Source organism: Curtobacterium sp. MCBA15_016, assembly GCF_001865105.1.
Taxonomy (GTDB): Bacteria; Actinomycetota; Actinomycetes; order Actinomycetales; family Microbacteriaceae; genus Curtobacterium.
Genome location: NZ_MJGR01000048.1, coordinates 1 through 22,826 on the forward strand (window position 1 = coordinate 1; position 22,826 = coordinate 22,826).

Consider the following 22,826-nt stretch of genomic DNA (forward strand, 5'->3'; position numbering starts at 1 on the left):
CACCGCCAAGATCAAGTAACACCCCCGCACGTCGCACCCCCGTCCCGGCCGTCCCGGGGCGGGGGTGTCGTCGTCTCGGTGCTCGTCGTCTCAGTCGGCGCTGTCCGGATCCGAATCGTCGGGGCCGATCGCGGCCTCGACGCGAGCACTGACGGACCGCAGCGTGTCCGCGTCGGTCCCCACGGGCCTCCAGAACAGGTCCTCGAGCGCACCGGTGTGCGCACGGATGCCGGCGAGCACCGCGCGGCGACCGTCCGGGGTCATCTCCACCCAGCTGCCCCGTCCGTCGGTGGGGCAGTCCGCGCGCTCGACGAGGCCCCGCGCCACCATGCGCGTGACCTGGTGGCTGACGCGTGACTTCTCCCAGCCGATCCCGGCCGCGATGTCGCGGACCCGCAACCGGTGGTCCGGCTCGCGGTGCAGTCCGATGAGGATCTCGAACTCGGGGATCGAGATGCCTGCGCCGTGCTGCACGGCCTGGTCGAGCGCTCGGTCGAGGCGTCGCCAGACGTCGTGGTAGGCGTCCCACGTCGCCCAGTCGTGGCCCTCGGCGCCCTCGTTCGACATGGCGTCAGCGTATCGACCTCCGGACGCTTCGACGGCATGATCATCCGCTCGGATGACTCGCCGGTGGCGCACGGCTCGCTCCGAGGTGCGGTCGGTGGCGCAGCATACGATCGGTGCATGCCGAGCGCCCGACTGCAGGACTGCACCGACGACGCCGTCGCCCTCGTGCGGCGGTGGCTGGCGGCGTCCGCGGGGACGAAGCCCGACGCGGGGGCGGTCCGCCTGGCCGAGGCCCTGCGGGACGACCGGGGGCTGGACTTCACGCGCGGTCTCGTCGACAAGGTGATCCGCCCCGAGGACCCACGCGTCGTGGCCCGCAACCTCGAGCAGGTCAGCCGCGACGTCCCGGACTTCCTGTCCTGGTCCCTGCGCGGCGCGGTGACGCTCGGCGGCGGGTTCGCGACCATGGCTCCGTGGGCAGTGGTGCCCACGGCGCGGAAGATCCTGCGGCGGATGACCGGGCATCTGGTTGTCGACGCCACCGACGCGAAGCTCGGGCCCGCCCTCGCGAAGGTCGGCGGCCCGGGTGCGGTCGTCGACGTGAACTTGCTCGGCGAAGCCGTGCTCGGCAGCGCGGAGAGCGACCGACGGTTGCAGGCGACGATGGACCTGCTGGCGCGTGACGACGTCGACCACGTGTCGATCGGTGTGCGTTCGGTCGTGCCGCAGATGTCCGCGTGGGCGTTCGACCAGACCGTCGAACGGGTGGTGGACCGGCTCGTCCCCCTGTACCGGCTCGCCGCGTCGTCCCCGACCGCGAAGTCCGTCACGCTCGACGCCGGGGACCACCGCGACCTCGACGTGACGCTCGCTGCGTTCCGGACGCTCCTCGACCGCGACGAGTTCCTCGGGCTGGACGCCGGCGTGGTGCTGCAGGCGTACCTGCCCGACGCCGCCGGCGCACTCGATTCCCTGACCGCCTGGGCGCAGCAGCGGCGTGCCCGTGGCGGTGCGCCGATCACGGTCCGACTCGTCAAGGGCGCCTCGCTCGCGACGGAACGGGTCGACGCGATCCTGCACGGGTGGCCCCTCGCCACGTGGGGGTCGAAGCAGGAGACCGACACCGCCCACCTCCGGCTGCTCGACGCCGCCCTGACGCCGGAGCGCATCGACGCGGTCCGGATCGGGGTCGCGAGCCACAACCTCTTCATCCTCGCGACGGCGTGGACCCTCGCCCAGCGCCGCGGCGTCACCGACGGCGTGCACGTCGCGGTGCTGCTCGGGATGGCGTCCGCGTCCGCCGACGCCGTCCGTGCCGACGTCGGACGGGTGGTCGTCTCCACCCCGGTCGTGCACCCCGACCAGTTCGACGCCGCGATCCCGTACCTCGTGCGGCGGCTGCAGGAGAGCGCCAGTCCGGACGGCTTCGTCGCCGCATCGGGCGACATCGGTCAGGACGAGAGCGTCTTCGAGCGTGAACGCGGCCGGTGGCTGGCGGCGATCGCGGCCCTCGACGCTCCCGGTCCGGTGCCGGCCACGAACCGGACGCAGGACCGCCGTGCCCCGATCGGCGACCCCGTGCACCGTGACGCCTTCACGAACGCACCCGACACCGACCCGTCGACCGCGGCGAACCGCGAGTGGGCGATCGACGTGCTCCGGCGGGTGCCGCGCTCGCAGCTCGGTGCGCAGACGATCCGCGGCTCGAAGGTCGCCGACCGGTCGAAGCTCGAGCGCATCGTCGCCCGGACGGCGCAGGCCGGGGTGAACTGGGGACGGCAGGACCCGTCCGACCGCGCCGAGCTCCTCGACCTCATCGCGCACGAGCTCGAGACGCGGCGTGCCGACCTCATCGAGGTGTCGGCGGCGGAGACGGGCACGACCTTCAGCGAGGCCGACTCCGACGTGAGCGCCGCGATCGACTCCGCCCACCACGCCGCCGACAGCGCCCGGCGGCTGGCCGTGCTCGACGGCGACGGTGCCCGGTACGTGCCGCCGCGCCTCACGGTCGTGGCGCCGACGTGGACGTCGCCCGTCGCGAACCCGGCCGAGGGCGTGTTCGCCGCACTCGCCGCGGGCAGCGGGGTCGTCCTGAAGCCCGCGCCCCAGGCGAAGCGTTCCGGGGCGGTGCTCGCCGACGTGCTCTGGGACGCCGGGGTCCCGCACTCCCTGCTCCAGCTCGTCGACCTCGACGAGGACCAGCTCGGCCGCGACCTCATCGCGCACCCAGCCGTCGACCGGATCGTCCTCACGGGCTCGGCCGACACCGCACGCTCCTTCCGCTGGTGGCGGGCCGGTCTGCCGCTCACCGGCGCGACGAGCGGCAAGAACGCGATCGTCGTCACTCCCAGCGCGGACCTCGACCTCGCCGTGCAGGACATCGTCCGGTCGGCGTTCGGTCGCGCCGGGCAGCAGTGCTCCGCGGCCTCGCTGGTGATCCTCGTGGGGGCGGTCGGCGAGAGCGAGCACTTCCGCCGACAGCTCGTCGACGCCACCCGCACCCTGCGTGTCGCCTGGCCGGACGACCCGACGGCGCAGGTGGGGCCGCTCATCGCCGAGCCCGAGGGCACGGTGCGCGCCGGGCTCACGGAGCTCGGCCCGGGGGAGTCCTGGCTGGTGCAGCCGGTCCCGCTCGACGACTCCGGCCGGCTGTGGTCGCCGGGGATCCGCGACGGTGTCCGGCCCGGCAGCGACTTCCACCAGACCGAGTACCTCGCCCCGGTCCTCGGGATCATGCGCGCCGACACCCTCGACCAGGCGATCGCGATCCAGAACGGCACCGACCACGGGCTCGCCGCCGGCCTCCACTCCCTCGACACCGACGAGGTCGCGGACTGGATCGCCGGGGTCCGCGCGGGCAACCTGTCCGTCAACCGCGGCACCACGGGCGCGATCGTCCACCGGCAGCCGTTCGGCGGGTGGAAGCGCTCGTCGGTCGGCACCGGGACGAAACCCGGCGGCTCGATGTCCGTCGCGACGCTCGGCCGGTGGGAGCCCACGCCCCGGACCGTGCACAAGAGCATCCAGCTGCACGGCCTGCCGCCGCGGGTCACCGCCGTGATCGAGGCGGCCCGCAGCGGCCTGTCGTTCGAGGAGTTCGACCAGGTGCGCGCCGGTGCACTGAGCGACGTCCGCGCACGCGAGTCCGAGTTCGGCGTGGCGCACGACCCGGCCGGGCTCGTCGTCGAGCGGAACGTGCTGCGCTGGCGACCGCAGTCCGTCATCGTCCGGCAGGCCGAGGGCGCCTCGTCCGGCGACCTCGTGCGCGTGCTCGCCGCCGCGACCGCCGCCCGGGCCGACCTGCTCGTGAGCACGGCTCGGCCACTCCCCGGACCGCTCACGCAACTGCTCGCGTCGAGCCGATCACCGCTGCACGTCGTCGACCACCTGGTCGAGTCGGACGACGAGTTCCTCCGCCGTGCCGCCTCCGGTGACCTGTTCCGGCCGGACTGGTCCTCCGGCGACGAGGTCGAGCAGGATGCGCTCGACGCCGTGCTCGCCCAGGGGCAGGACCGCCCGGCGCACACGGCGTTCGGCGGACCCGGCGCCCGGATCCGGCTCGTGGGCGGTGACCCGCTCGCGCTCGAGGAAGCCCTGGGTGCCAGCGTCGACGTGGCCATCCACGACGCCCCCGTGGTCGAGGCCGGGATCATCGAGATGCTGCCCTTCCTGCGCGAACAGACGGTGTCGATCACGGCGCACCGCTTCGGTGACCTCGACCCCGACCTCGCGGAGCTGCATGTCTGACGCCGACCGCACCCTGCACGCCGAGGGGCTGTTCAACGCCCGCGACCTGGGCGGGCTCCCGCTGCGGGACGGCGGGACGACCCCGTCCGGGCAGGTCTTCCGGTCCGAGAACGTCGACCGCGTGAGCCCCGCCGGCTGGCAGGCGCTGCGCGACGCGGGGGTCCGCACGGTCGTCGACCTGCGCGCGCCGTGGGAGACCGAGAAGGACACCGGTACGCGGCCGGACTGGGTGACGACCGTCGTGATCGACCACGACGGACTCGACGCGGCTCCCGCGTTCTGGCAGGCGTACTGGGAGACCGGGCTCGTCGGTACACCGCTGTACTACGGCCCGCACCTCGCCGAACTGCCGGAGCGCACCGGCTCGGTCCTGCGTGCGATCGCCCGAGCCGAACCGGGCGGTGTCCTCTTCCACTGCGCGGGCGGACGCGACCGCACCGGGATCATCGCGCTCGTCCTGCTGTCCCTCGCCGGCGTCGAACCCGAGGCGATCGTCGCCGACCACCTCGTCACGGTCGACAACGCCCCGGCGCTGCTCGCTTCGATCGGAGTCCCCTCGAACGAGGCGAAGATCGAGGCGCTGTGCGCCGAGCACGGCACCACGGTCGAGGGGGCGTTCCGCGCGGCCCTCGCCGCGTTCGACGTGGACCGGTTCGTCGAGCGTGCCGGTCTCGACGCGGACGACCTGGAGGCACTGCGCACCTTCCGCGCGGACGTCGCCTGACCGACGGGGACCGTCCGCGGACGCGCGCGGTGGCGTCCGGCGGGGCTCAGTCCTCGGTGTCGCCGGCTTCCTCGTCCACGACGCCGGTCTCGTCCATCCGGTCACGGAGGTGGTCGGCCATCGCTCCGGCGCCCTCGCCGGCGTGGTCGTGGTCGACCTGCTCGATGAGGCCGTGCAGCTTCTCGTGGTTCGTCGCCTCGGTGGCGCCGTCCATGACGGGCTCGGTCTGTTCGTTGTCGCTCATGGCACGGACGCTACGCCGCGGCTGGTGGGCGTCAGGCGTCGGTGCGCGCATCCTGGCCGACGGAGTGCGGGTCCGTGTCACCGGCCGCCGGTGTCGACCGGTAGTGCAGTTCGACCGCGCCGCCCACGAACGGCGTCGTGCCGACCAGTTCGAACACCGGCGTGGGCGCGGCCACCGGCAGCAGGGGCGCACCGGCGCCGAGCGCGATCGGCATCACGGTGACCCGGAGCTCGTCGAGCAGCCCGGCCTGCTGGTACTGCGCTGCGAGCAGACCGCCGCCGACGACCCACACGTCGCGATCGCCCGCCGCCCGCTCGAGGACCGACTGGTGGTCCGCGACCGATCCCGAGACGAACTGCACCTCGGCGCCGTCCGGCACGGGCAGCTCGCGCGTGGTGAACACCCAGGTCGGCAGGTCCGGGTACGCCCAGGTGTCGTCGTGGGCGAGCAGCCACTCGTACGTGGTCGACCCCATCACGAGGGCGCCGACGCCCGCGAAGAAGCGGTCGTGGTGTTCCTGGAACGGCTCGAAGCCGAACTGCAGCAGCCAGTCGAGGTCGTCGCCGGGCGCGGCGACGAACCCGTCCAGCGAGGACGCGACGGAGTAGGTCGTGCTCATGCCCGGGACGCTACCGAGCACCTCCGACAGCACGTCGTCCGCTGCCGACGGCCGCGCACTCGGCGATCACCAGCACCAGGGAGATCCCGAGCTGGCCGAGGGCGAACCGGCGCCGTCGCCGGTCCGCGACGGCCAGCGGCACCATGGTCAGGCCGTGGAGGGTGTCCACGACCGCGCTGAGCGTGTGTGCGTCGGGAGTCCCGGCGCGGCCGACCAGCCCCGCCTGGGTGAGCTGCCGCGCCGCGAGCACGACGTCCAGCACCGGCTGCCCACCGCCCCGTGCGGCCCGGACCGCGTGCCCGAACCCCACGGCGGCCCGGAAGGCCTCGACACCGGAGCCCGACGTCATCGTCGTCGTCCCGCCGCCAGCGCCACGGCTCCCGCCGCACCGGCCAGCACCGCGCCGACGATCCCGTTCCCGAGCCGGCGGTGTTCCACCCACCAGGTCTGCGGCGACCAGGCGTGCGCGGTGTCGTCGAACACCCCGTGCGCCCCGTGGTCCCCTGGAACCGGTTCGTAGAGGTTCACGCCGATCGCCGAGCCGTCCTTCTCGGGGTCCTGCTGCCCGGACACCAGCGTCTTCGCGGCGTACCAGTCCGCGAACCGCCCGCTGATCCGGTTGCCGAGGATCGTGTAGACCGTCGACTCCCCGACCCAGGTGCGGCGACGGGGCCGCTCGGCGACGGCGGCGATCGCCCGTGCGCCGACCTCCGGCTGGTAGATCGGTGCGACCGGCTGGGGCTGGTGCGGCAGCTTCGACTTCACCCACTGGAACTGGATGGTGTTGAGCGCGGGCATGTCGACGCGGGAGACCTGCACCTTGCTGCCCTGCTCGAGGAGTTCGGACACGACCGACTCGGTGAACCCGACGATCGCGTGCTTCGCCCCGCAGTACGCGGCCTGCAGCGGGATGCCCCGGAAGCCGAGGGCCGAACCGACCTGGACGACCTGCCCGCGGTCGCGCGGGACCATCCGGGACAGCGCTGCCCGAGTGCCGTTCACGAAGCCGAGGTAGGTCACGTGCAGTGCGCGCTCGAAGTCCTCGGGTGCGGTGTCCATGAACCGTCCGAACGCGCCGACCATCACGCCGTTGACCCAGAGGTCGATCGGCCCGAGCTCCTGTTCGACACGGTCCGTGGCTGCCTCGACGGCCTCCCGGTCGGACACGTCCGCGACCAGTGCCAGCCCTCGTCGTCCGGCCGCCTCGACCTCGGCGACCGCGGCCTCGACCCCGTCCCGCCCCCGCGCGAGCACGGCGACGTCCCACCCCCGCGCGGCGAGCTCCCGCACCGTCGCCCGTCCCAGTCCTGCGGAACCACCGGTCACCACTGCCACTCGAGTCATGGCTCCCTTGTACCTGCGGTCGACCGTGCACCACTCAGCCGCTGTCCCCCGGACGGATGCAGGCGGGGTCGGCCACGAGCATGATGGGCTCGTGGAGACCCGGAACGAGGACACCGCCGAGGGGACGCCTCCACCCGGCTGGGTCCTCAGCACCCCGACGCGACACCACGAGGTCTGGACGCTCCCGGTCCTCGTGATGCTCCTGGCGGTGCTGCTCGTCCTGGCCGCCGCCCGCTTCGGGGAGCCACTCGGCGCGGTCGTCTGCGCGGGGAGCGGGACCGTCGTCGCCGCTGGGGCGATCGCCCTGGCCGCTGCCGGGAGATCGGCCTACGCCGAGCAGACCATGACGGCTTCCTGGCGGTTGCACGTCGTCCGGATGACGGTCGGTGTGACGACGGCAGCGATCCTCGCGATCGGCAGCCTCGTCGTCGGTCTCCCGTTCGGCGTGCTCTTCGGTGCGGTGGGCTGGATCCCGATGACGTTCCGCTTCGCCCGGTCGGTGCCCCGTGTCGACCGACTGCTCGTGGCGTGGGCGTCGGTGTTCGTCGCCGTGGCGTGCACGGGCCTGTCCGTCGTGGGGTTCACGGCCCCGGCCGTGCCGGATCGTCTCGCGGCGGTCTGGATCGGCCCGGGATCGCTCTTCGCGGCGCTCGCCGTGGTGATGGCCGTCGTGCAGTTCGCCGTCGCCGAGCGGACCGCGGGGGCACCGCCGCTCAGCGCCCCAGACCGAACCGCGTCGTGACCCCCGGCGAGTAGAGCACCGAGTCCGGTTCGAGCGAGGCCAGGCCGAACGGGAGTCCGGCCGCACCGATCAGGTCGTCCCGCAGCGACACGACCGAGGCCCGGTGGAGCGGCCACGGCTCGTGCTCGTTCGGCCAGAACCGGGTCCGGCCGGCTCGGTGCACGTGCATGCCCCACCGCGCGGTCAGGAAGGTCTCGAGGACCGTCGGCTCGGTCACCTCCGCACCGACCCGCACTTCGACGAGGGACCGCAGGTGCGTCCCGTGTCGTCGCATCGCGTAGCCGACGCGGCCGTCGCCGTTCCGCGTCTCGGCATCGGCCCACCAGTACGGCAGACCGGTCGCGACGCGCGCGCCGATCGTCGGCAGGAGCTTGCCGGCGTCGAGCGACAGGAACACCACACCGTGCCGCCCTTCGTCGTCGATCGTGTAGACGCGGACGTTCACCTCGACGAAGTCCCCGATCCTCCCCGTCGAGATCGGCGGGAACCGGGTGTCCTCGAACCGGAACGCGATGAGGCCGACCCACGTGGTCGCCCCGTCGTCGGTGCCGTCCGCAGTGAGGGTGTCCGGCCGGGTCCCGGCGGGGAGCAGTGGCGCCACCGCCGAGACGTCGACGCGCCAGTGCACGAAGACGACGTCGAGCCAGTCCTGCGAGATCCAGGGGCGTCCGGTCAGTCCGGGGGCGACGGCCTGGAGGCGCGGTTCGCCCCCGGCGGGCACGGCCGCGGTCACGAGGTGGTCGCCTCCGGGGCGATGTGCCCCGCCACGGGCGCGTCGTCCCACCCCTGCTGCGGGGTGTCGCAGGTCCCGCGGAACACGTACTGCGACGGCCGCTTCCGCTCGCTCGACGTCCAGTCGATCGCGGGACGCCGGCGCTCGGGCGGGAGGTACCCGATCCGGTAGACGGCCATCAGCTCGAGCGACTCGGGGACGTGGAGCAGTCCCTCGATCTCCTCCCACGCCCCGGGGGTCTCCATCGGGAAGGACACGAACTGGATGCCGAGTCCGAGTTCGGTCGTGGCGAGCCAGATGTTCTCCATCGCCGCGCCCATGCTGAACACCGAGTAGAAGCCGGAGAGCTCCTCCTTCCGGTACTCGTGCCGGTCGAGCAGCACGCCGAGCAGCAGCGGCGACCCGGCGACGAGCTTCCGGTTCTCCTCACCGAGGGTGTGCGGCACCCGCAGTGTGTTCATGAGCAGCTGCCCACGCTTCGTGAACACCTGCTTCGTGAAGGGCTTGAGCGGTCCGGGGAGCTTGTCGAACAGCATGCCGTCGCGCCGCTCGTCCATCTCGGCCTGGGAGAACCGGAAGTACGGCTTGTACCGCTCGAAGAACGTCCCCTCGGCCATGGTCCGGGTCATCGACGAGCCGCTGATCTCGGCGACGCGGTCGATCGTGTCGCGCTCCTCGACGAGGACGAACCGCCACGGCTGGCTGTTGAGCTGCGACGGTGCCCGGCCGGCCAGCTCCATGAGCAGGCGCTGGTGCTCGGGCGACACGGGGTCGGGGAGGAACGGTCCGTTGGTGGTCCGCCGGCGTCTGATCGCCTCGAAGAGCTCCACTGCTCACCTCTCTGCTCGGCGGCCGGCGAGCAGCGCCCCCAGGTAGGACGGTGCCGCGGCGACCGCGACTTGCCAGTGTGCTCCGGAGCGCGGGTTCGTGCGTGGTGCGACCGCGAGCGGCACGAGCGCCGGGAGCAGGAAGAGCGCCGATCGGCTTCGCGTCCAGACCGGGGTGGTCGCCGCGACACCGGTCAGCGTGGCGGTCACGACGAACAGGCCGTGGTGGACGACGCGGAGCTTCCTCGTCCGGATGAGCCGCACGGCGACGGCGGTGCCCCAGGCGCAGTTCGCGACGTAGGCGACGCTCGCAGCGGTGACCAGCCGGCGGGCCGAGCGCGAACCCGTGGGAGGCGATCCGTGCCTCCCGGCCCACATCCGTCGCATGTGCGGGACGTTACGCGGTCTCGCGACTGACCAGCTTGGAGAGCACGATCGCGGACCGTGTGTGGTCCACCTGGGGTGCGAGGCGGACCTTGTCGAGGGCTTCCTCGAGCGCGGAGAGGTCCTTCGAGCGCATGTGCACGACGGCGTCGGCGCTGCCCGTGACGGTGCCGGCGTCGATGACCTCCGGCACGCTGTCGAGCAGGGTGCGGAGCTCGTCGGGGGAGACCGTCCCGCGGCAGTAGAGCTCCACCCAGGCCTCGGTGCCGCGGTCCTCGACGGCGGGGTCGACCTTGATCGTGAAGCCCTGGATCACGCCGTCGCCCACCAGCCGGTCGACGCGACGCTTCACGGCGGAGGCCGAGAGTCCGACCACCGACCCGATGTCGCCGTAGCCGGCGCGGGCGTTCTCCCGGAGTTGATCCAGGATGCGGTGGTCGAGCGAATCCATTGCACCCATGGTACGCGGACTTCTTGCACGCCCGGTGGGTTCGGCGCACGAAACGTGCGTCACCCGAACGGGTGCCACGGCGCTTCGCTCCCGGTACTGCACTTGCCGGACGGTCTGTGTCAGGATCGTCGTGGCGTCGACCTGGTCCGCTACGGCGAGTGAGCCTGCATCTCGCCGGAGCACATCTCCTTCGTTCCGTTTCGGTTCCTGGCAGGCTCGGGCCCCGGTCCCTTCTCAGGAGGACTGATGTCGAACACCGCACCCTCGACCACCGATGCACCGGCCCGTACCGCCACCAAGCGGACGATCCTGATGTGCAAGCCGACGCACTACACGGTCAGCTACCGGATCAACCCGTGGATGCACCCCGAGGACCCGACCGACACGTCGAAGGCCGTCGAGCAGTGGCAGTCCCTCGTGGACGTCTACGAACAGCTCGGCTTCGACATCTCGTACATCGAGCCGATCGAGGGCCTGCCGGACATGGTCTACGCGGCCAACGGCGGGTTCGTGCTCGACGGCGTCGCGTACGGCGCGAAGTTCCAGTACCCCGAGCGTCAGCCCGAGGGTCCGGCGTACATGGACTGGTTCCGCAGCGCGGGCCTGACGGTGGCCGAGCCCGAGGAGACGAACGAGGGCGAGGGCGATTTCCTGCTCATCGGGAACACCATCTTCGCCGGCACCGGCTTCCGCTCGGACAGCACCTCGCACGAGGAGCTCGCGCGCATCTACGGCCGCGAGGTCGTCACCCTGAAGCTCATCAACCCGAGCTTCTACCACCTCGACACGGCGATCGCGGTCCTCGACCCGGAGCCCGCCGCGGACGGCACGTCGAACATCGCCTACCTCGAGAGCGCCTTCGACGAGCCGTCGCTGGCGATCCTGCGCGAGCGCTTCCCGGACGCGATCATCGCCACCGAGGAGGACGCTGCGATCCTCGGCCTGAACTCCTACTCCGACGGGTACAACGTCGTGATCGCCTCGCGCGCCACCACGTTCGCGTCGCAGCTCCGCGAGAAGGGCTACAACCCGATCGGCGTCGACCTGTCCGAGCTGCTGCTCGGCGGCGGCGGCGTGAAGTGCTGCACGCTCGACCTGCACCCCGTCGGCACCGGCACCTCGGTCGCGCGATGACGGCCTCGTCGCTCGGTTCGCGGACCGCTGCGGCGCTCGCCGTCGAGGAACGCTCCCTCGCCCACAACTACAGCCCGCTGCCCGTCGTCATCGCGTCGGGCGACGGCGCGTGGGTCACGGACGTCGACGGCAAGCGCTACCTGGACGGCCTCGCCGCCTACTCCGCCGTGAACTTCGGTCACGGCAACCCGCGGCTGCTCGACGCCGCGCGGGCGCAGCTCGACCGGGTCACGCTGACCTCGCGTGCGTTCGTGAACGACCAGCTCGGGCCGTTCGCCTCGGCGCTCGCCGCGTTGACCGAGACCGACATGGTCCTGCCGATGAACACCGGTGCCGAGGCGGTGGAGTCCGCGATCAAGGTCTCCCGTGCCTGGGGCTACCGCGTCAAGGGCGTCCCCGCCGAGCGCGCCACGATCATCGTCGCCTCGGGGAACTTCCACGGTCGCACCACGACGATCATCTCGTTCTCGGACGACCCGTCGGCGCACGACGACTTCGGGCCGTTCACGCCCGGTTTCCGCACCGTGCCGTACGGCGATGCCGCTGCCCTGCGCGAGGCGATGGACGAGACCGTCGTCGCGGTGCTGCTCGAGCCGATCCAGGGCGAGGGCGGGGTCGTCATCCCGCCTCCGTCCTACCTGCCCGAGGTCCGGGCGATCTGCGACGAGTTCGGCGCCCTGTTCGTCGCCGACGAGATCCAGTCCGGGCTCGGTCGCACCGGCCACACCCTCGCCGTGCAGCGCGTCGGGGTCCGCCCGGACCTCATCACGCTCGGCAAGGCGCTCGGCGGCGGGATCGTCCCCGTGTCCGCCGTGGTCGGTCGGCGTGACGTGCTGGGCGTCCTGCGTCCGGGCGAGCACGGGTCGACCTTCGGCGGGAACCCGCTCGCGGCGGCCGTCGGCTCCGAGGTCGTGGCGATGCTCGACGAGGGCACGTTCCAGCAGCGGGCGCTCGAGGGCGAACCGCTGCTGCGCGGGCTGCTCGACGACCTGGTCGGCTCCGGGGTCGTCTCGCACCGGGTCGCCGGGCTCTGGGCGGGGATCGACATCGACCCCGCGCTCGGCACCGGGAAGCAGATCGCGCAGGACCTCGCCGACCGCGGGGTGCTCGTGAAGGACACGCACGGGTCGACGATCCGCTTCGCGCCGCCGCTCGTCGTGACCGACGACGAGGTGCGCCTGGCGATCGGCACCCTCGCCGAGGTGTTGCGCGCGCGAGCCTGAGCTCCGCGCTCGTTTCGTGAGCTCCGCGCTCGCTTCGTGAGCAGAAATGGTCGGGTGCCCTCGGGCGACCCGACCATTTCTGCTCACGAAGCACGGCCGCGCCGCAGCGCCCCGCCCGTCACACCGCCCAGCGCGCCGCCAGCTCGTCCATCAGGGCGTCGAGCCGCTCGTCGACGACCTGCGCGTCGGGGTTCGCCTCGTACCAGGCGATGACCTCGCGCACGCCCTGCCGGTAGGGCGTCCGCGGCCGGTACCACGGCACGAGCGACCGCACCTTGCTGTTGTCGAACACCGAACTGTTCGCCTTGTCGCCGAGGAGCGCCGCACCCCACTCCGGGTCCACGGCGTTGATCGCATCCGCCGGCACGTGCACGATCCGCAGGTCTTCGACGCCTGCTGCCGCTGCGATCTCGTGCGCGATCTGGTTCCAGGTCGGCGCCTCGTCGCTCGTGATCGTGAAGGCCTCGCCGATCGCCTCGGCCCGGTCGAGCAGCCCCGTGAACCCGACCGCGAAGTCCCGGCTGTGCGTGATCGTCCAGAGCGAGCTGCCGTCGCCCGTGATGATGATCGGCTTGCCGGCCCGCATCCGCGCGACCGCGGTCCAGCCGCCCGTCAGCGGGAGCTTCGTCTCGTCGTAGGTGTGCGATGGCCGGATGATCGTCACCGGGAAGTCCTGCTCCCGGTACGCCGCCATCAGCAACTCCTCGCACGCGATCTTGTCCCGCGAGTACTGCCAGTACGGGTTCTTCAGGGGCGTCGACTCCGTGATCGGCAGGTGCGTCGCCGGGGTCTGGTACGCCGAGGCCGAACTGATGAACACGTACTGCCTGGTCCGCCCGGCGAAGAAGTCGACGTCGGCCTGCACCTGGTCCGGCGTGAAGGCGATCCAGTTCACGACGACGTCCCAGTGGCGGTCGCCGACCACCTCCGCCAGGGCGTTCCGGTCCGAGACGTCGGCCTGGAGGCGCGTCACACCCTCCGGGATCGGCCTGCCCCCGGTGGTCCCCCGGTTGAGCACGGTGACGTCGAACCCCTGCTCGACGGCTTCGCGGACACAGGAGGCACTGATCACCCCGCTGCCGCCGATGAACAGCACGCTGGCTCCCGACATGGACGCTCCTTCGCTCCCGGCGGTGCACCACTGCACCGCAACCCTTCCGATCCTGCACCTACCCGTCGGGACGGGCGCGGAGCACGGCTCGGAGCGAGGTGGTGTCCGCCGCCCACAGCGCCGCGTGCGGACTGATCCAGCCGAGCAGCTCGAGCGCGTAGTCGTGGTCCCGCTGCAGGTCACGTGCGTGGATGGGTTCGTGGTGCGCCGCCCGGTTCCGCACGAAGTGCAGCTGCTGCAGTCGGCCACGTACCTCCCGTTGTCGCGTCAAGGAGTCCGCAGGTCCGTGCGGGAACGCCCGGTGCAGCGCGGGTGTCCACAGCGCGGTCAGGTACCGCGACTCGACGAGGTACCGCCAGAACCCGAAGCCGAGCTCCGCGATGACGCGTCCGTGCACTTCGTCGCGCCGTCCGTCTCGACTCGCCCGAGCCCGTGCCTTCGCCAGGTCAGCGCGTCCGCGAGCGTCGAGCGGCGCGACGTCGAACCACGGCTTCCCGGTTCGATCCGCCGTCCAGGCGCGGAGCTCCTGGTCGAGTGCGTTGCGAGCGACCACCTCGACGACGCCGGTGAGTTCCATGACCGACGCCGCGGCGCGCATGTTCCACTCGTACAGCCGCAACGCGCCGGTCGAGGACCCCGTCCGCTCGGTGTACGAACGGAGCCGATCGGCCGTGATCAAGCGCTCGAGCTCGTCTTCCTGCATCAGACCCCTGTCTGCTACCGTTGTCCACGAAGACCCCGGAACGATCACTGGCCCAGGCCACATCGCCGGGGTTTCGTCTTTGCCCATCGCGCCTGAAACATCAGCGTACAGTCACTGGCTCGCACGGAGGTCCCGAGGACTACCGTCGCCGACGGAGCCGCACCGACGCGGCCACGACAGGAGTGACACGCACATGGAGTACCGCTACCTCGGCAACTCGGGCCTCAAGGTCTCCGAGATCACCTACGGCAACTGGCTCACCCACGCCTCCCAGGTCGAGAACGACGCGGCGATCGCCTGCGTCCGGGCAGCCCTCGACGTCGGCATCTCGACGTTCGACACCGCCGACGTCTACGCCAACACCGGTGCCGAGACCGTCCTCGGCGAGGCGCTGAAGGGGGAGCGACGCCAGTCCCTCGAGATCGCCACGAAGGTGTTCGGGCCGACCGGACCCAAGGGGCACAACGACACCGGCCTGAGCCGCAAGCACATCCTCGAGTCGATCAACGGTTCGCTCGAGCGGCTGCAGACCGACTACGTCGACCTCTACCAGGCACACCGGTTCGACTACGAGACGCCGCTCGAGGAGACGATGATGGCGTTCGCCGACGTCGTCCGGCAGGGCAAGGCGCTCTACATCGGCGTGAGCGAGTGGACGGCGGAGCAGCTCCGCGCGGGACACGAGATCGCCGACGACCTCGGCGTCCAGCTCATCTCGAACCAGCCGCAGTACTCGGCGCTCTGGCGGGTCATCGAGGGCGAGGTCGTCCCGACGTCCGAGGAGCTCGGCATCTCGCAGATCGTCTGGTCCCCGATCGCGCAGGGTGTGCTGACGGGGAAGTACCAGCCCGGTCAGCCGCTGCCCGAGGGCTCCCGCGCCACCGACGACAAGGGCGGCGCGAAGATGATCGAGCGGTTCATGCGCGACGAGGTGCTGTCCGCCGTGCAGGAGCTCAAGCCGATCGCCGACGAGCTGGACCTGTCGATGGCGCAGCTCGCGGTCGCCTGGGTGCTGCAGAACCAGAACGTGGCGTCCGCGATCATCGGTGCCTCGCGTCCGGAGCAGGTGCACGACAACGCCGGCGCTGCCGGGGTGACGATCCCCGCGGAGTTGCTGTCCCGCATCGACGACGCCCTCGGCTCGGTGGTCGAACGCGACCCGGCGAAGACCGAGGAGAGCAGCCCGAAGACGCGCGAGGCGTAGGTGCCCGTCCCAGGAGGCGCGGTGCGGGTCCGACCCGCACCGCGCCTCCTGGACGTGGTCGCGCTCCGACCAACGCAAAAAGGCCCCCTACCGGAGTGGGGGGCCTTTCACCGTGGCTGGACACGGCATCGATCCGTGGACCTTTCGATTTTCAGTCGAACGCTCTACCAACTGAGCTATCCAGCCGTGGCGACCCTGACGGGACTTGAACCCGCGACCTCCGCCGTGACAGGGCGGCACGCTAACCAACTGCGCTACAGGGCCATGTTGTGTTGTGTTGTTCGGTAGTGCTCTGCTTGCTTGCTCACTCTGCGAGGAGTGACCCCAACGGGATTCGAACCCGTGCTGCCGCCGTGAAAGGGCGGTGTCCTAGGCCACTAAACGATAGGGCCGCAAGCGGTGCTTCGCGCTACCGATGGACAAGCATACGGATGCCCCGCGGGATTCACAAATCGAGCGGCTCCGCGGCGGAATCCCCGGCGTGTCGCGGTGTCGCCGCCCGGGCGCAGGGCTTCACTCACCGTGGGGCACCAGGCCCCGATTCGTGCTGTCGATGTTCCGATGCGACCATCGTCGTCGGTCCCGTGCCCCTCGTGCGAGGGGGTGTGCGGGTGCGACACCTGTTGTTACTGTTGCGCTTGTTAACAGTGTTACGTGCGTGAGCCTTGCCGCGCTGTTACGAAATCGAGATGTATGTCGACCTCACCATCGCTCTCACTCCGCCCCCGTCCCCGCCGCCGCTTCATCGCCGCCGCGGTCGCCGTCGCGCTCACCGCCGGCACCTTCGCGGCCCTCGCCCCGGTGACCTCGGCCAGTGCGGCGTCGTACCCGAGCTGGTCGGACGTCGCGAACGCCAAGGCTTCGAAATCGGCCCAGCAGGCGAAGGTGACCCAGATCAAGGGGCTCATCGCCGACCTCACGGCGAAAGCCTCCGCGGCGCAGAAGTCCGCCGAGGCCGCCGGGACGGCGTACCAGACCGCGCAGACGAAGTACGACGACGCGACGCTGACCCAGAAGAAGCTGCAGTCCCAGGCGGACGACGCCGAGAAGACCGCGACCGCGTCCGAGGCGCAGGCCGGTCAGCTCGCGGCACAGCTCGGGCGGGCGAGCGCGAACGACGTCACGACCGACATCCTCACGCACCCCACGAAGTCGGGTGACCTGCTGTACGAGCTCGGTGCGATGTCCAAGCTCAGCGAACAGGCCGACGGCATCTACGCGCAGGCGTCGCAGGACCGCGGTGTGGCCCAGGGCCTCGCCGACAAGGCGGACCGCGCCAAGGAGGCCCTCGGCGACCTCGCCGACCAGGCACAGCAGAAGATGCAGGCCGCACAGACCGCCGCCGACCAGGCGCAGTCCTCCGTGGACGCCCAGGCGGACAACAAGGAGCGACTCGAGGCGCAGCTCACCCTGCTGACCACGAGCGAGCAGAACGTCGAGGCGCGCTACAACAAAGGCGTCCAGGTGGAGAAGGCCCGGCTGGCCCGCATCGCGGCAGCGGCGGCGAAGGCCGCGGCGACGAGCCAGGGCGGGACCGGTGGCGGTTCGCCGAACTCGTCCGGCTGGGTCCGCCCGACCGGCGGGTACCAGACGAGCCCGTTCGGCTACCGACTCGACCCGTACACGAAGAACTACGCCTTGCACGCCGGCGTCGACCTCGCTCCCGCCTGCTACGCCCCGATCTACGCGGCGGCGTCCGGCACGGTGACCTTCGCGGCGAACGGCGGCGGCTACGGCAACGAGGTCGTGCTCGACAACGGCGGGGGCATCTCGACCGCGTACGGGCACATCGTCGACGGCGGCACGCTCGTGTCGGTCGGCCAGCACGTCACCGCCGGGCAGCAGATCGCCAAGGTCGGTTCGACCGGGTGGTCGACGGGTTGCCACCTCCACTTCGAGACCCGGGTGAACGGTTCCGCCGTCGACCCGGTCCCCTTCATGGCAGCGCGGGGGATCTCGGTATGACCGTGTGCGCGCCCGAAAGGCCCTGAACGCCGTGAAGCACTCCGCTCGCACCCTGTCCTGTGGGATCGCGGTGGTGGCCGTCCTCGGGATCGGTCTCTCCGTCGTGGTCGCCGGCCCGGCCCAGGCGGCACCGTCCGCCCCGAGCTGGGACGACGTGCGAGCGGCGAAGGCGGACACCGCCGAGGCCCAGTCCACCGTCGACGAGCTGAGCACCCGGCTGCAGACCCTGCAGGACGCTGCCGACAGCGCACAGGTCGCCGAGCTCCAGGCCGGTCAGACGTACGCCCTCGCGGCGTCGCAGCAGCAGGACGCGCAGGCGACCCTGGACGACCTCACCGCGCAGTCCAAGCGGGCGGAGCGGACGGCGGACGCCTCCGCGCAGCAGGTCGCCGGCCTCGTGGTCGAGCTGTCGCGCACCGGCGGCGGGGACCTGTCCGCGGCGATGCTCATCGACTCGCGGGACTCCAAGGACCTGCTCTACCGGGTCGGCACGATGTCGCACCTGTCCGAGCGCTCCGCGACCGTCCTCGCCCAGGCCCAGGCGGACCAGAACACCGTCGACGCGATCGCCGCGCAGCAGTCCGCCGCGACGAAGGCCCTCGCGAAGGCGACGGACACGACGAAGGCCGCCCTCGCCGAGGCGAACGACACCGCAGCGTCGGCGCAGGCACGCGTGCAGCGGGAGCAGGACCAGCAGGACGAGGTGCTGCAGCAGCTCGCGTACCTCAAGGGCACGAGCGTCGCCACCGAGGCCGCCTACTGGACCGCGCAGCAGGCGAAGCGGGCGGAGGCGCAGCTCGCGTCGAACACCGGTGGCTCCGGGGCGACCGCGGCCACCGGCACCGGCACGGGCTCGGGCTCGGGTGGGGGCGCCGCGAGCAGCACGCCGAGCACGGGCGGCGGTACGAGCACCCAGCCGAGCACCGGCGGCGGCACCAAGCCCAGCACCCCGGCCACACCGTCGAAGCCGAGCACCCCGACCACACCGTCGAAGCCGAGCACCCCGACCACTCCGACCACCCCGTCGAAGCCGAGCACGCCCACCACCCCGACGACCCCGACCGCACCGAGCACACCCTCGAAGGCAGCCGGCGCGATCGCCTACGCCCGCGCACAGATCGGCGACGCGTACCAGTTCGGCGGCGCGGGCCCGAACACGTGGGACTGCTCCGGCCTCGTGATGATGGCCTACAGCTCGCAGGGCATCGCCACCGGTGGGCACAACGTCGTCTGGCAGTACAACTACTTCAAGTCGATCGGGCGCCTCGTGCCGATGTCGCAGCGGCAGCCCGGCGACATCCTCTTCTACTCGTACAACGGCACCGTCAACGAGGCGTACCACGACTCGATCTACACCGGCAACGGCATGATGGTCGAGGCGGCGAACCCGCAGCGCGGCGTGCTCGAGCGGGCGATCTGGACCCCGGGCCAGCTGCTGCCCTACGTCGCACGGCCGAGCGGTTCGCTCTAGCCGCACGCAAGAACGACGAGTGCGCACGAGGGATCGTGCGCACTCGTCGTCAGGCGGTGCAGTCCCGGTCGAGCCGGAACGGGACCGGGAGCGTCAGTGACCGGCGGGCACGTACGCGGCCTGGCCGGCCGTGACGATCGCCTCGGCCTCGGCGGCGTCGCCCCAGCCCTCGGCCTTGACCCACTTGTTCGGCTCGAGGTCCTTGTAGCGCTCGAAGAAGTGCGCGATCTCGGCCTTCGTCTGCTCGTCGACGTCCGAGATGTCCTGGATGTGCGCCCAACGCGGGTCCTTCGCGGGGACCACGAGGACCTTCGCGTCGTTGCCGGCCTCGTCGCTCATCTTGAAGACGCCGACCGGGCGGACCTTGACGCCCACACCGGGGAACGTCGGGTACTCGAGGAGCAGCAGCGCGTCCACGGGGTCACCGTCGTCGGCCAGGGTCTTCTCGAAGAACCCGTAGTCGGTCGGGTACACGAACGAGGTGAACAGCACGCGGTCGAGGTACACGCGACCGGTCTCGTGGTCCACCTCGTACTTGTTGCGGCTGCCCTTGGGGATCTCGACGACGACGTCGTACGCGGCCATGTTGCGCTCCTGGTCTGATGTGCGGGAAGAAAGCGCGGCTAACGTTACCGGGTGAACACTCCGCGTCCCCGGCTCGACCCTGCGGTCGCCGACACCCGTCGCGCGGTGCGCTCCCTGCTCGCGCAGGCGCTCGACGAGGGCACGGTGCGCCCCGGAGACCTCGTGCTCGTCGCGCTGAGCGGCGGACCGGACTCGCTCGCGCTCGCCGCGGCCACCGCGTTCGAGGCGCCCAAGCAGGATCTGCGAGCCGGGGCGGTGGTCGTCGACCACGCACTCCAGGCGGGGTCCGAGGCGGTGGCGAGCCGCGCCTCCAGGCAGGCGTCCGAGCTGGGACTCGCACCGGTGACCGTCCGTCGTGTCGCCGTCGGTTCCGCGGGCGGTCCCGAAGCGGCGGCTCGGGAGGCGCGGCACGCGTCGATCGCGCTCGTCGCGTCCGACGTCGGGTCACCCCTCGTGCTGTTCGGACACACGCTGGACGACCAGGCCGAGTCCGTGCTGCTCGGCCTCGCCCGCGGGAGCGGGCCGGACTCGCTGTCCGGCATGGCGCCGTTGACGCGGCGCCAGGCGGGGCCGGCCTACGGGCGGCCGCTCCTCGGCGTCCGTCGACACACGACGCGGCAGGCGTGCGCCGCCGCCGGACTCGCCCCGTGGGACGACCCGCAGAACGCGGACCCCGCCTTCGCGCGCGTCCGCGTCCGGAACGTGCTCCTGCCCGCGCTCGAACGCGAACTCGGTGCCGGCGTGCCCGAGGCCCTCGCCCGCACCGCGGACCAGCTCCGCGAGGACTCGGCCGCGCTCGACCACTTCGCCGAGGAGATGGCCGAGGACCTCGCCGAGCACTCCGAGGCCGGCATCTCGCTGTCCGTGCGGGAGCTCGCGGCGAACCCGCCGGCCCTCCGGCAGCGGCTCGTGCGGCTGGCGGTGGAGAGCGAGTTCGGCGTGACGCTGTCCCGCGTGCAGACGCTCGAGGTGTGCCGGCTCGTCACCGACTGGAGCGGGCAGGGGCCGATCGACCTGCCGGGCGTGCAGGCGTCGCGATCGGGCGACCGTCTGGCCTTCACCGCCGGTTAGGCTGGGGTGGTGGAACTCTCCGACGTCCAGGCAGACCTGTCCGAAGTCCTCTTCACCCCCGAGCAGATCGACGACAAGCTCGCCGAGCTCGCCGCGGTGGTCGACGCCGACTACGCGGGGCGCGACCCACTGCTCGTCGGTGTCCTCAAGGGTGCCGTGATGGTGATGGCGGACTTCTCGCGCCACCTCAAGATGCAGGCGCGCATGGACTGGATGGCGGTGTCGTCGTACGGCTCCGGCACGAAGTCGTCCGGCGTGGTCCGCATCCTCAAGGACCTCGACACCGACCTGCACGGGCGGGACGTCCTCATCGTCGAGGACATCATCGACTCCGGTCTGACGCTGTCGTGGCTCAAGCAGAACCTCGAGTCCCGCGGGGCCGCGAGCGTCGAGATCGTCGCACTGCTGCGCAAGCCCGAGGCGGCCAAGGTCGAGGTCGACGTGAAGTACGTCGGCTTCGACATCCCGGACGCGTTCGTGGTCGGCTACGGGCTGGACTACGACGAGCGCTACCGCAACCTGCGCGGGGTCGGGGTGCTCGCACCGCACGTCTACAGCTGATCCTGGCGGTGACGACGATCCGTCATAGGACTCGTCGTCGGCATGATCTCCAACCGTCGTTCTACATTTCAGCCGTCGCCGTCGGCGACATCGTTGATGAGAACGAGGAGAATCCCATGTCCCTTCCGCTCGCGAAGAAGATCGTCACCGCCGTCGCTGCGGTCGGCGTCGCGACGTCCGCCGTCGCCGTGACGGCTCCGGCACTCGCTGCTGAGAGCTCCGTCACGACGGCCTACTCCACTCATGAGATCGCGCCGATCGGGCTGACGTCACCGGCCGGCTACGAGGTGGGGACTGCGCACAGGATCACCGGCACCGCCGCGCCGGGCCTGCGGCTCGAGCTCGCCATCCCGTCGCTCGGTGTGTTCGCCGAGATCCCTGTGGCATCGAACGGGACGTGGTCCTTCACCACGCCGCAGATCGGCGGTGGCGTGCACGGTGTGCTCGTGTCGGACTCCGCGGACCCGGGCAACGACCTCTGGTTCGAGCTCGTTCCGCTGCCGGTCTGATGATCTGGCCGCACGGCCCGCTCCTGTACGGAGCGGGCCGTTCCGTGCGCAGAGGCCGTGCTGCCGGGTCGCATAGCGTTCGACATACGTACATTTCACATACTTACGGTCGGAGCCTCCTAGTGAAAGGAGCTCCCGTGGGAGCATTCGTCAAGACCACCAAGGTGTGCGCTGTCGCTGCGCTCGGCCTCGGACTGTCCCTCGGCATCGCCGTCAGCGCCGATCCCTCGGCCGCGATCGCGGCGGCCGCACCAGCGTCGCAGGCGACGTCGTCGAGCATCATCGTCACGTCCCCGACCGAAATCGACGAGAAAACGCCCGTCGAGATCGCCGGCACCGCGCGGCCCGGTTCGACACTCCAGGTGTTCGGGCTCCCGGGCGAGTTCGTCACCCCGGTCGAGGTCAGTGACGACGGCACGTTCAGCCACCGTTCCGAGCGCGGTTTCGTCGCCGGTGTGCACACGGTCACCGTGTCGTCGGGCTACCTGGACTCGGTCGTCCTCGACATGCGCGTGCGCGGCACCGACGGCGCCGTCCCGGCGCTCATCCCCCTCACCGTCGACGAGCCGACCTACGTGCCCGGTCAGCGGCTCGTCCTCTCGGGGCGGGCGACCCCGGGGGCATCGATCCTCGTGACCGCTCCGTCGGCGAGCCTCGGGAGCACCGATGTCACCGTGCGGGACGACGGCACGTGGTCGTTCGTGTCAACCTTGCCCGTCCGCGGCACTGAGCACGAGGTCAAGGTCCGGCAGTCCGGTCCGGCGGGGACCGACTACAAGATCTTCACCATCACGGCGGATGAGCCGTCGTTCAAGCCGTTGACGGTGGATGCGCCGTCGTACGTGCCGGGGCAGAAGGTGCGTCTGTCGGGGACGGCGACGCCGAACGGTGCGATCAACATCCTCGGCAACTCGGCGGGCATCTCCGAGAACATCACGGCCGGTGATGACGGGAAGTGGTCGTTCGA

Annotated in this window: 24 protein-coding genes and 3 tRNA genes; 12 read left to right on the forward strand and 15 right to left on the reverse strand. The window is 71.3% G+C overall.

The features are described 5' to 3' along the window. Window positions 1-90 precede the first annotated feature (90 nt). Window positions 91-567, reverse strand: coding sequence for a MarR family winged helix-turn-helix transcriptional regulator (locus BIV03_RS16805; protein WP_071296500.1), 477 nt, complete (start codon window positions 565-567; stop codon window positions 91-93). Window positions 568-684: 117 nt separating this feature from the next. Here BIV03_RS16805 and BIV03_RS16810 point away from each other — a divergent pair, with 117 nt between their 5' ends. Then, entirely contained in the window at window positions 685-4,254 is a 3,570-nt protein-coding gene (locus BIV03_RS16810; protein WP_071296501.1) for a bifunctional proline dehydrogenase/L-glutamate gamma-semialdehyde dehydrogenase, read from the forward strand. Beyond that, window positions 4,247-4,978: a tyrosine-protein phosphatase gene (locus BIV03_RS16815; RefSeq protein WP_071296515.1), complete on the forward strand. Its 732-nt coding sequence runs from the start codon at window positions 4,247-4,249 to the stop codon at window positions 4,976-4,978. Before BIV03_RS16810 ends, BIV03_RS16815 begins: the two co-directional genes overlap by 8 nt. 46 nt (window positions 4,979-5,024) lie before the next feature. On the opposite strand, the gene BIV03_RS16820 is transcribed toward BIV03_RS16815, so the two are convergent. Genes BIV03_RS16820 through BIV03_RS16835 form a run of 4 tightly spaced genes read right to left on the reverse strand, consistent with a single transcriptional unit; the run spans window position 5,025 to window position 7,185 of the window. Continuing rightward, window positions 5,025-5,222 (reverse strand): hypothetical protein, encoded by a 198-nt coding sequence (locus tag BIV03_RS16820; protein WP_070417343.1) that lies wholly within the window; start codon window positions 5,220-5,222, stop codon window positions 5,025-5,027. Between the two features lie 31 nt (window positions 5,223-5,253). Then, window positions 5,254-5,841, reverse strand: a complete 588-nt coding sequence (locus BIV03_RS16825) for a dihydrofolate reductase family protein (RefSeq protein ID WP_071296516.1) — start codon at window positions 5,839-5,841, stop codon at window positions 5,254-5,256. Between the two features lie 10 nt (window positions 5,842-5,851). Continuing rightward, on the reverse strand, window positions 5,852-6,190 hold the full coding sequence (locus tag BIV03_RS16830) for a hypothetical protein (protein ID WP_071296502.1): 339 nt from the start codon (window positions 6,188-6,190) through the stop codon (window positions 5,852-5,854). Beyond that, window positions 6,187-7,185, reverse strand: coding sequence for an SDR family oxidoreductase (locus BIV03_RS16835; RefSeq protein ID WP_071296503.1), 999 nt, complete (start codon window positions 7,183-7,185; stop codon window positions 6,187-6,189). Before BIV03_RS16835 ends, BIV03_RS16830 begins: the two co-directional genes overlap by 4 nt. 91 nt (window positions 7,186-7,276) lie before the next feature. On the opposite strand from BIV03_RS16835, the gene BIV03_RS16840 reads away from it, so the two are divergent. Next, complete coding sequence (locus tag BIV03_RS16840; RefSeq protein WP_071296504.1) at window positions 7,277-7,927, forward strand: hypothetical protein; 651 nt, start codon at window positions 7,277-7,279, stop codon at window positions 7,925-7,927. Here the strand turns inward: BIV03_RS16840 and BIV03_RS16845 are convergent. The 4 genes from BIV03_RS16845 to BIV03_RS16860 are packed head-to-tail and all read right to left on the reverse strand — an operon-like array spanning window position 7,899 to window position 10,322. Further along, window positions 7,899-8,660, reverse strand: a complete 762-nt coding sequence (locus BIV03_RS16845) for a YqjF family protein (RefSeq protein WP_254790938.1) — start codon at window positions 8,658-8,660, stop codon at window positions 7,899-7,901. The genes BIV03_RS16840 and BIV03_RS16845 overlap by 29 nt on opposite strands. Then, the gene (locus BIV03_RS16850; protein WP_071296505.1) at window positions 8,657-9,490 is read right to left on the reverse strand and encodes a nitroreductase family protein; all 834 of its coding nucleotides are present in this window, start codon (window positions 9,488-9,490) and stop codon (window positions 8,657-8,659) included. Before BIV03_RS16850 ends, BIV03_RS16845 begins: the two co-directional genes overlap by 4 nt. Window positions 9,491-9,493: 3 nt before the next feature. Further along, on the reverse strand, window positions 9,494-9,874 hold the full coding sequence (locus tag BIV03_RS16855; protein WP_083403504.1) for a hypothetical protein: 381 nt from the start codon (window positions 9,872-9,874) through the stop codon (window positions 9,494-9,496). Between the two features lie 10 nt (window positions 9,875-9,884). After that, window positions 9,885-10,322, reverse strand: coding sequence for an Lrp/AsnC family transcriptional regulator (locus BIV03_RS16860; protein ID WP_070417337.1), 438 nt, complete (start codon window positions 10,320-10,322; stop codon window positions 9,885-9,887). A 246-nt stretch (window positions 10,323-10,568) separates the two neighbouring features. Between BIV03_RS16860 and ddaH the strand changes: the two genes are divergently transcribed. After that, the gene (ddaH, locus tag BIV03_RS16865; protein ID WP_071296506.1) at window positions 10,569-11,456 is read left to right on the forward strand and encodes a dimethylargininase; all 888 of its coding nucleotides are present in this window, start codon (window positions 10,569-10,571) and stop codon (window positions 11,454-11,456) included. Further along, window positions 11,453-12,679, forward strand: a complete 1,227-nt coding sequence (rocD, locus tag BIV03_RS16870; RefSeq protein WP_071296507.1) for an ornithine--oxo-acid transaminase — start codon at window positions 11,453-11,455, stop codon at window positions 12,677-12,679. The genes ddaH and rocD overlap by 4 nt, the downstream gene beginning before the upstream one ends. Before the next feature lie 118 nt (window positions 12,680-12,797). Here rocD and BIV03_RS16875 read toward each other — a convergent pair whose 3' ends face one another. After that, window positions 12,798-13,790, reverse strand: coding sequence for an SDR family oxidoreductase (locus tag BIV03_RS16875; RefSeq protein WP_071296508.1), 993 nt, complete (start codon window positions 13,788-13,790; stop codon window positions 12,798-12,800). Window positions 13,791-13,848: 58 nt separating this feature from the next. Beyond that, on the reverse strand, window positions 13,849-14,493 hold the full coding sequence (locus tag BIV03_RS16880; protein ID WP_071296509.1) for a hypothetical protein: 645 nt from the start codon (window positions 14,491-14,493) through the stop codon (window positions 13,849-13,851). Between the two features lie 193 nt (window positions 14,494-14,686). Here BIV03_RS16880 and BIV03_RS16885 point away from each other — a divergent pair, with 193 nt between their 5' ends. After that, entirely contained in the window at window positions 14,687-15,697 is a 1,011-nt protein-coding gene (locus BIV03_RS16885) for an aldo/keto reductase family protein (RefSeq protein ID WP_071296510.1), read from the forward strand. A gap of 113 nt (window positions 15,698-15,810) precedes the next feature. Here the strand turns inward: BIV03_RS16885 and BIV03_RS16890 are convergent. From BIV03_RS16890 to BIV03_RS16900, 3 genes are all read right to left on the reverse strand, one after another. After that, a tRNA-Phe gene (locus BIV03_RS16890) sits at window positions 15,811-15,883 on the reverse strand. Between the two features lies 1 nt (window position 15,884). Next, window positions 15,885-15,961 (reverse strand) — tRNA-Asp (locus tag BIV03_RS16895). Window positions 15,962-16,016: 55 nt separating this feature from the next. Next, window positions 16,017-16,089, reverse strand: a tRNA-Glu gene (locus BIV03_RS16900). A gap of 301 nt (window positions 16,090-16,390) precedes the next feature. Here BIV03_RS16900 and BIV03_RS16905 point away from each other — a divergent pair. Both BIV03_RS16905 and BIV03_RS16910 read left to right on the forward strand, forming a co-directional pair. Then, a complete protein-coding gene (locus BIV03_RS16905; protein WP_071296511.1) occupies window positions 16,391-17,662 on the forward strand; it encodes a M23 family metallopeptidase in 1,272 nt (423 codons plus the stop codon). Window positions 17,663-17,735: 73 nt separating this feature from the next. Next, on the forward strand, window positions 17,736-19,133 hold the full coding sequence (locus tag BIV03_RS16910; RefSeq protein WP_217637408.1) for an NlpC/P60 family protein: 1,398 nt from the start codon (window positions 17,736-17,738) through the stop codon (window positions 19,131-19,133). A gap of 93 nt (window positions 19,134-19,226) precedes the next feature. Here BIV03_RS16910 and BIV03_RS16915 read toward each other — a convergent pair whose 3' ends face one another. Then, window positions 19,227-19,718, reverse strand: coding sequence for an inorganic diphosphatase (locus BIV03_RS16915; protein ID WP_070417329.1), 492 nt, complete (start codon window positions 19,716-19,718; stop codon window positions 19,227-19,229). A gap of 51 nt (window positions 19,719-19,769) precedes the next feature. Between BIV03_RS16915 and tilS the strand changes: the two genes are divergently transcribed. From tilS to BIV03_RS16935, 4 genes are all read left to right on the forward strand, one after another. Then, window positions 19,770-20,789: a tRNA lysidine(34) synthetase TilS gene (gene tilS / locus BIV03_RS16920; RefSeq protein ID WP_071296513.1), complete on the forward strand. Its 1,020-nt coding sequence runs from the start codon at window positions 19,770-19,772 to the stop codon at window positions 20,787-20,789. Window positions 20,790-20,798: 9 nt separating this feature from the next. Continuing rightward, the gene (hpt, locus tag BIV03_RS16925) at window positions 20,799-21,350 is read left to right on the forward strand and encodes a hypoxanthine phosphoribosyltransferase (RefSeq protein WP_070417327.1); all 552 of its coding nucleotides are present in this window, start codon (window positions 20,799-20,801) and stop codon (window positions 21,348-21,350) included. A gap of 116 nt (window positions 21,351-21,466) precedes the next feature. Next, window positions 21,467-21,859, forward strand: coding sequence for a hypothetical protein (locus BIV03_RS16930; protein ID WP_071296514.1), 393 nt, complete (start codon window positions 21,467-21,469; stop codon window positions 21,857-21,859). 137 nt (window positions 21,860-21,996) lie between these two features. Then, window positions 21,997-22,826 (forward strand): hypothetical protein (locus tag BIV03_RS16935; RefSeq protein WP_139202049.1); only part of this gene is annotated, 830 nt, incomplete at its 3' end.

Excerpts from the sequence above, each read along its gene's own strand:
- BIV03_RS16805 (WP_071296500.1), bottom strand. The coding sequence starts at position 567 with ATGTCGAACGAGGGCGCCGAGGGCCACGACTGGGCGACGTGGGACGCC.
- BIV03_RS16810 (WP_071296501.1), top strand. The coding sequence starts at position 685 with ATGCCGAGCGCCCGACTGCAGGACTGCACCGACGACGCCGTCGCCCTC.
- BIV03_RS16815 (WP_071296515.1), top strand. The coding sequence starts at position 4,247 with ATGTCTGACGCCGACCGCACCCTGCACGCCGAGGGGCTGTTCAACGCC.
- BIV03_RS16820 (WP_070417343.1), bottom strand. The coding sequence starts at position 5,222 with ATGAGCGACAACGAACAGACCGAGCCCGTCATGGACGGCGCCACCGAG.
- BIV03_RS16825 (WP_071296516.1), bottom strand. The coding sequence starts at position 5,841 with ATGAGCACGACCTACTCCGTCGCGTCCTCGCTGGACGGGTTCGTCGCC.
- BIV03_RS16830 (WP_071296502.1), bottom strand. The coding sequence starts at position 6,190 with ATGACGTCGGGCTCCGGTGTCGAGGCCTTCCGGGCCGCCGTGGGGTTC.
- BIV03_RS16835 (WP_071296503.1), bottom strand. The coding sequence starts at position 7,185 with ATGACTCGAGTGGCAGTGGTGACCGGTGGTTCCGCAGGACTGGGACGG.
- BIV03_RS16855 (WP_083403504.1), bottom strand. The coding sequence starts at position 9,874 with ATGCGACGGATGTGGGCCGGGAGGCACGGATCGCCTCCCACGGGTTCG.
- BIV03_RS16860 (WP_070417337.1), bottom strand. The coding sequence starts at position 10,322 with ATGGATTCGCTCGACCACCGCATCCTGGATCAACTCCGGGAGAACGCC.
- ddaH (WP_071296506.1), top strand. The coding sequence starts at position 10,569 with ATGTCGAACACCGCACCCTCGACCACCGATGCACCGGCCCGTACCGCC.
- rocD (WP_071296507.1), top strand. The coding sequence starts at position 11,453 with ATGACGGCCTCGTCGCTCGGTTCGCGGACCGCTGCGGCGCTCGCCGTC.
- BIV03_RS16875 (WP_071296508.1), bottom strand. The coding sequence starts at position 13,790 with ATGTCGGGAGCCAGCGTGCTGTTCATCGGCGGCAGCGGGGTGATCAGT.
- BIV03_RS16880 (WP_071296509.1), bottom strand. The coding sequence starts at position 14,493 with ATGCAGGAAGACGAGCTCGAGCGCTTGATCACGGCCGATCGGCTCCGT.
- BIV03_RS16885 (WP_071296510.1), top strand. The coding sequence starts at position 14,687 with ATGGAGTACCGCTACCTCGGCAACTCGGGCCTCAAGGTCTCCGAGATC.
- BIV03_RS16905 (WP_071296511.1), top strand. The coding sequence starts at position 16,391 with ATGTCGACCTCACCATCGCTCTCACTCCGCCCCCGTCCCCGCCGCCGC.
- BIV03_RS16915 (WP_070417329.1), bottom strand. The coding sequence starts at position 19,718 with ATGGCCGCGTACGACGTCGTCGTCGAGATCCCCAAGGGCAGCCGCAAC.
- BIV03_RS16930 (WP_071296514.1), top strand. The coding sequence starts at position 21,467 with ATGTCCCTTCCGCTCGCGAAGAAGATCGTCACCGCCGTCGCTGCGGTC.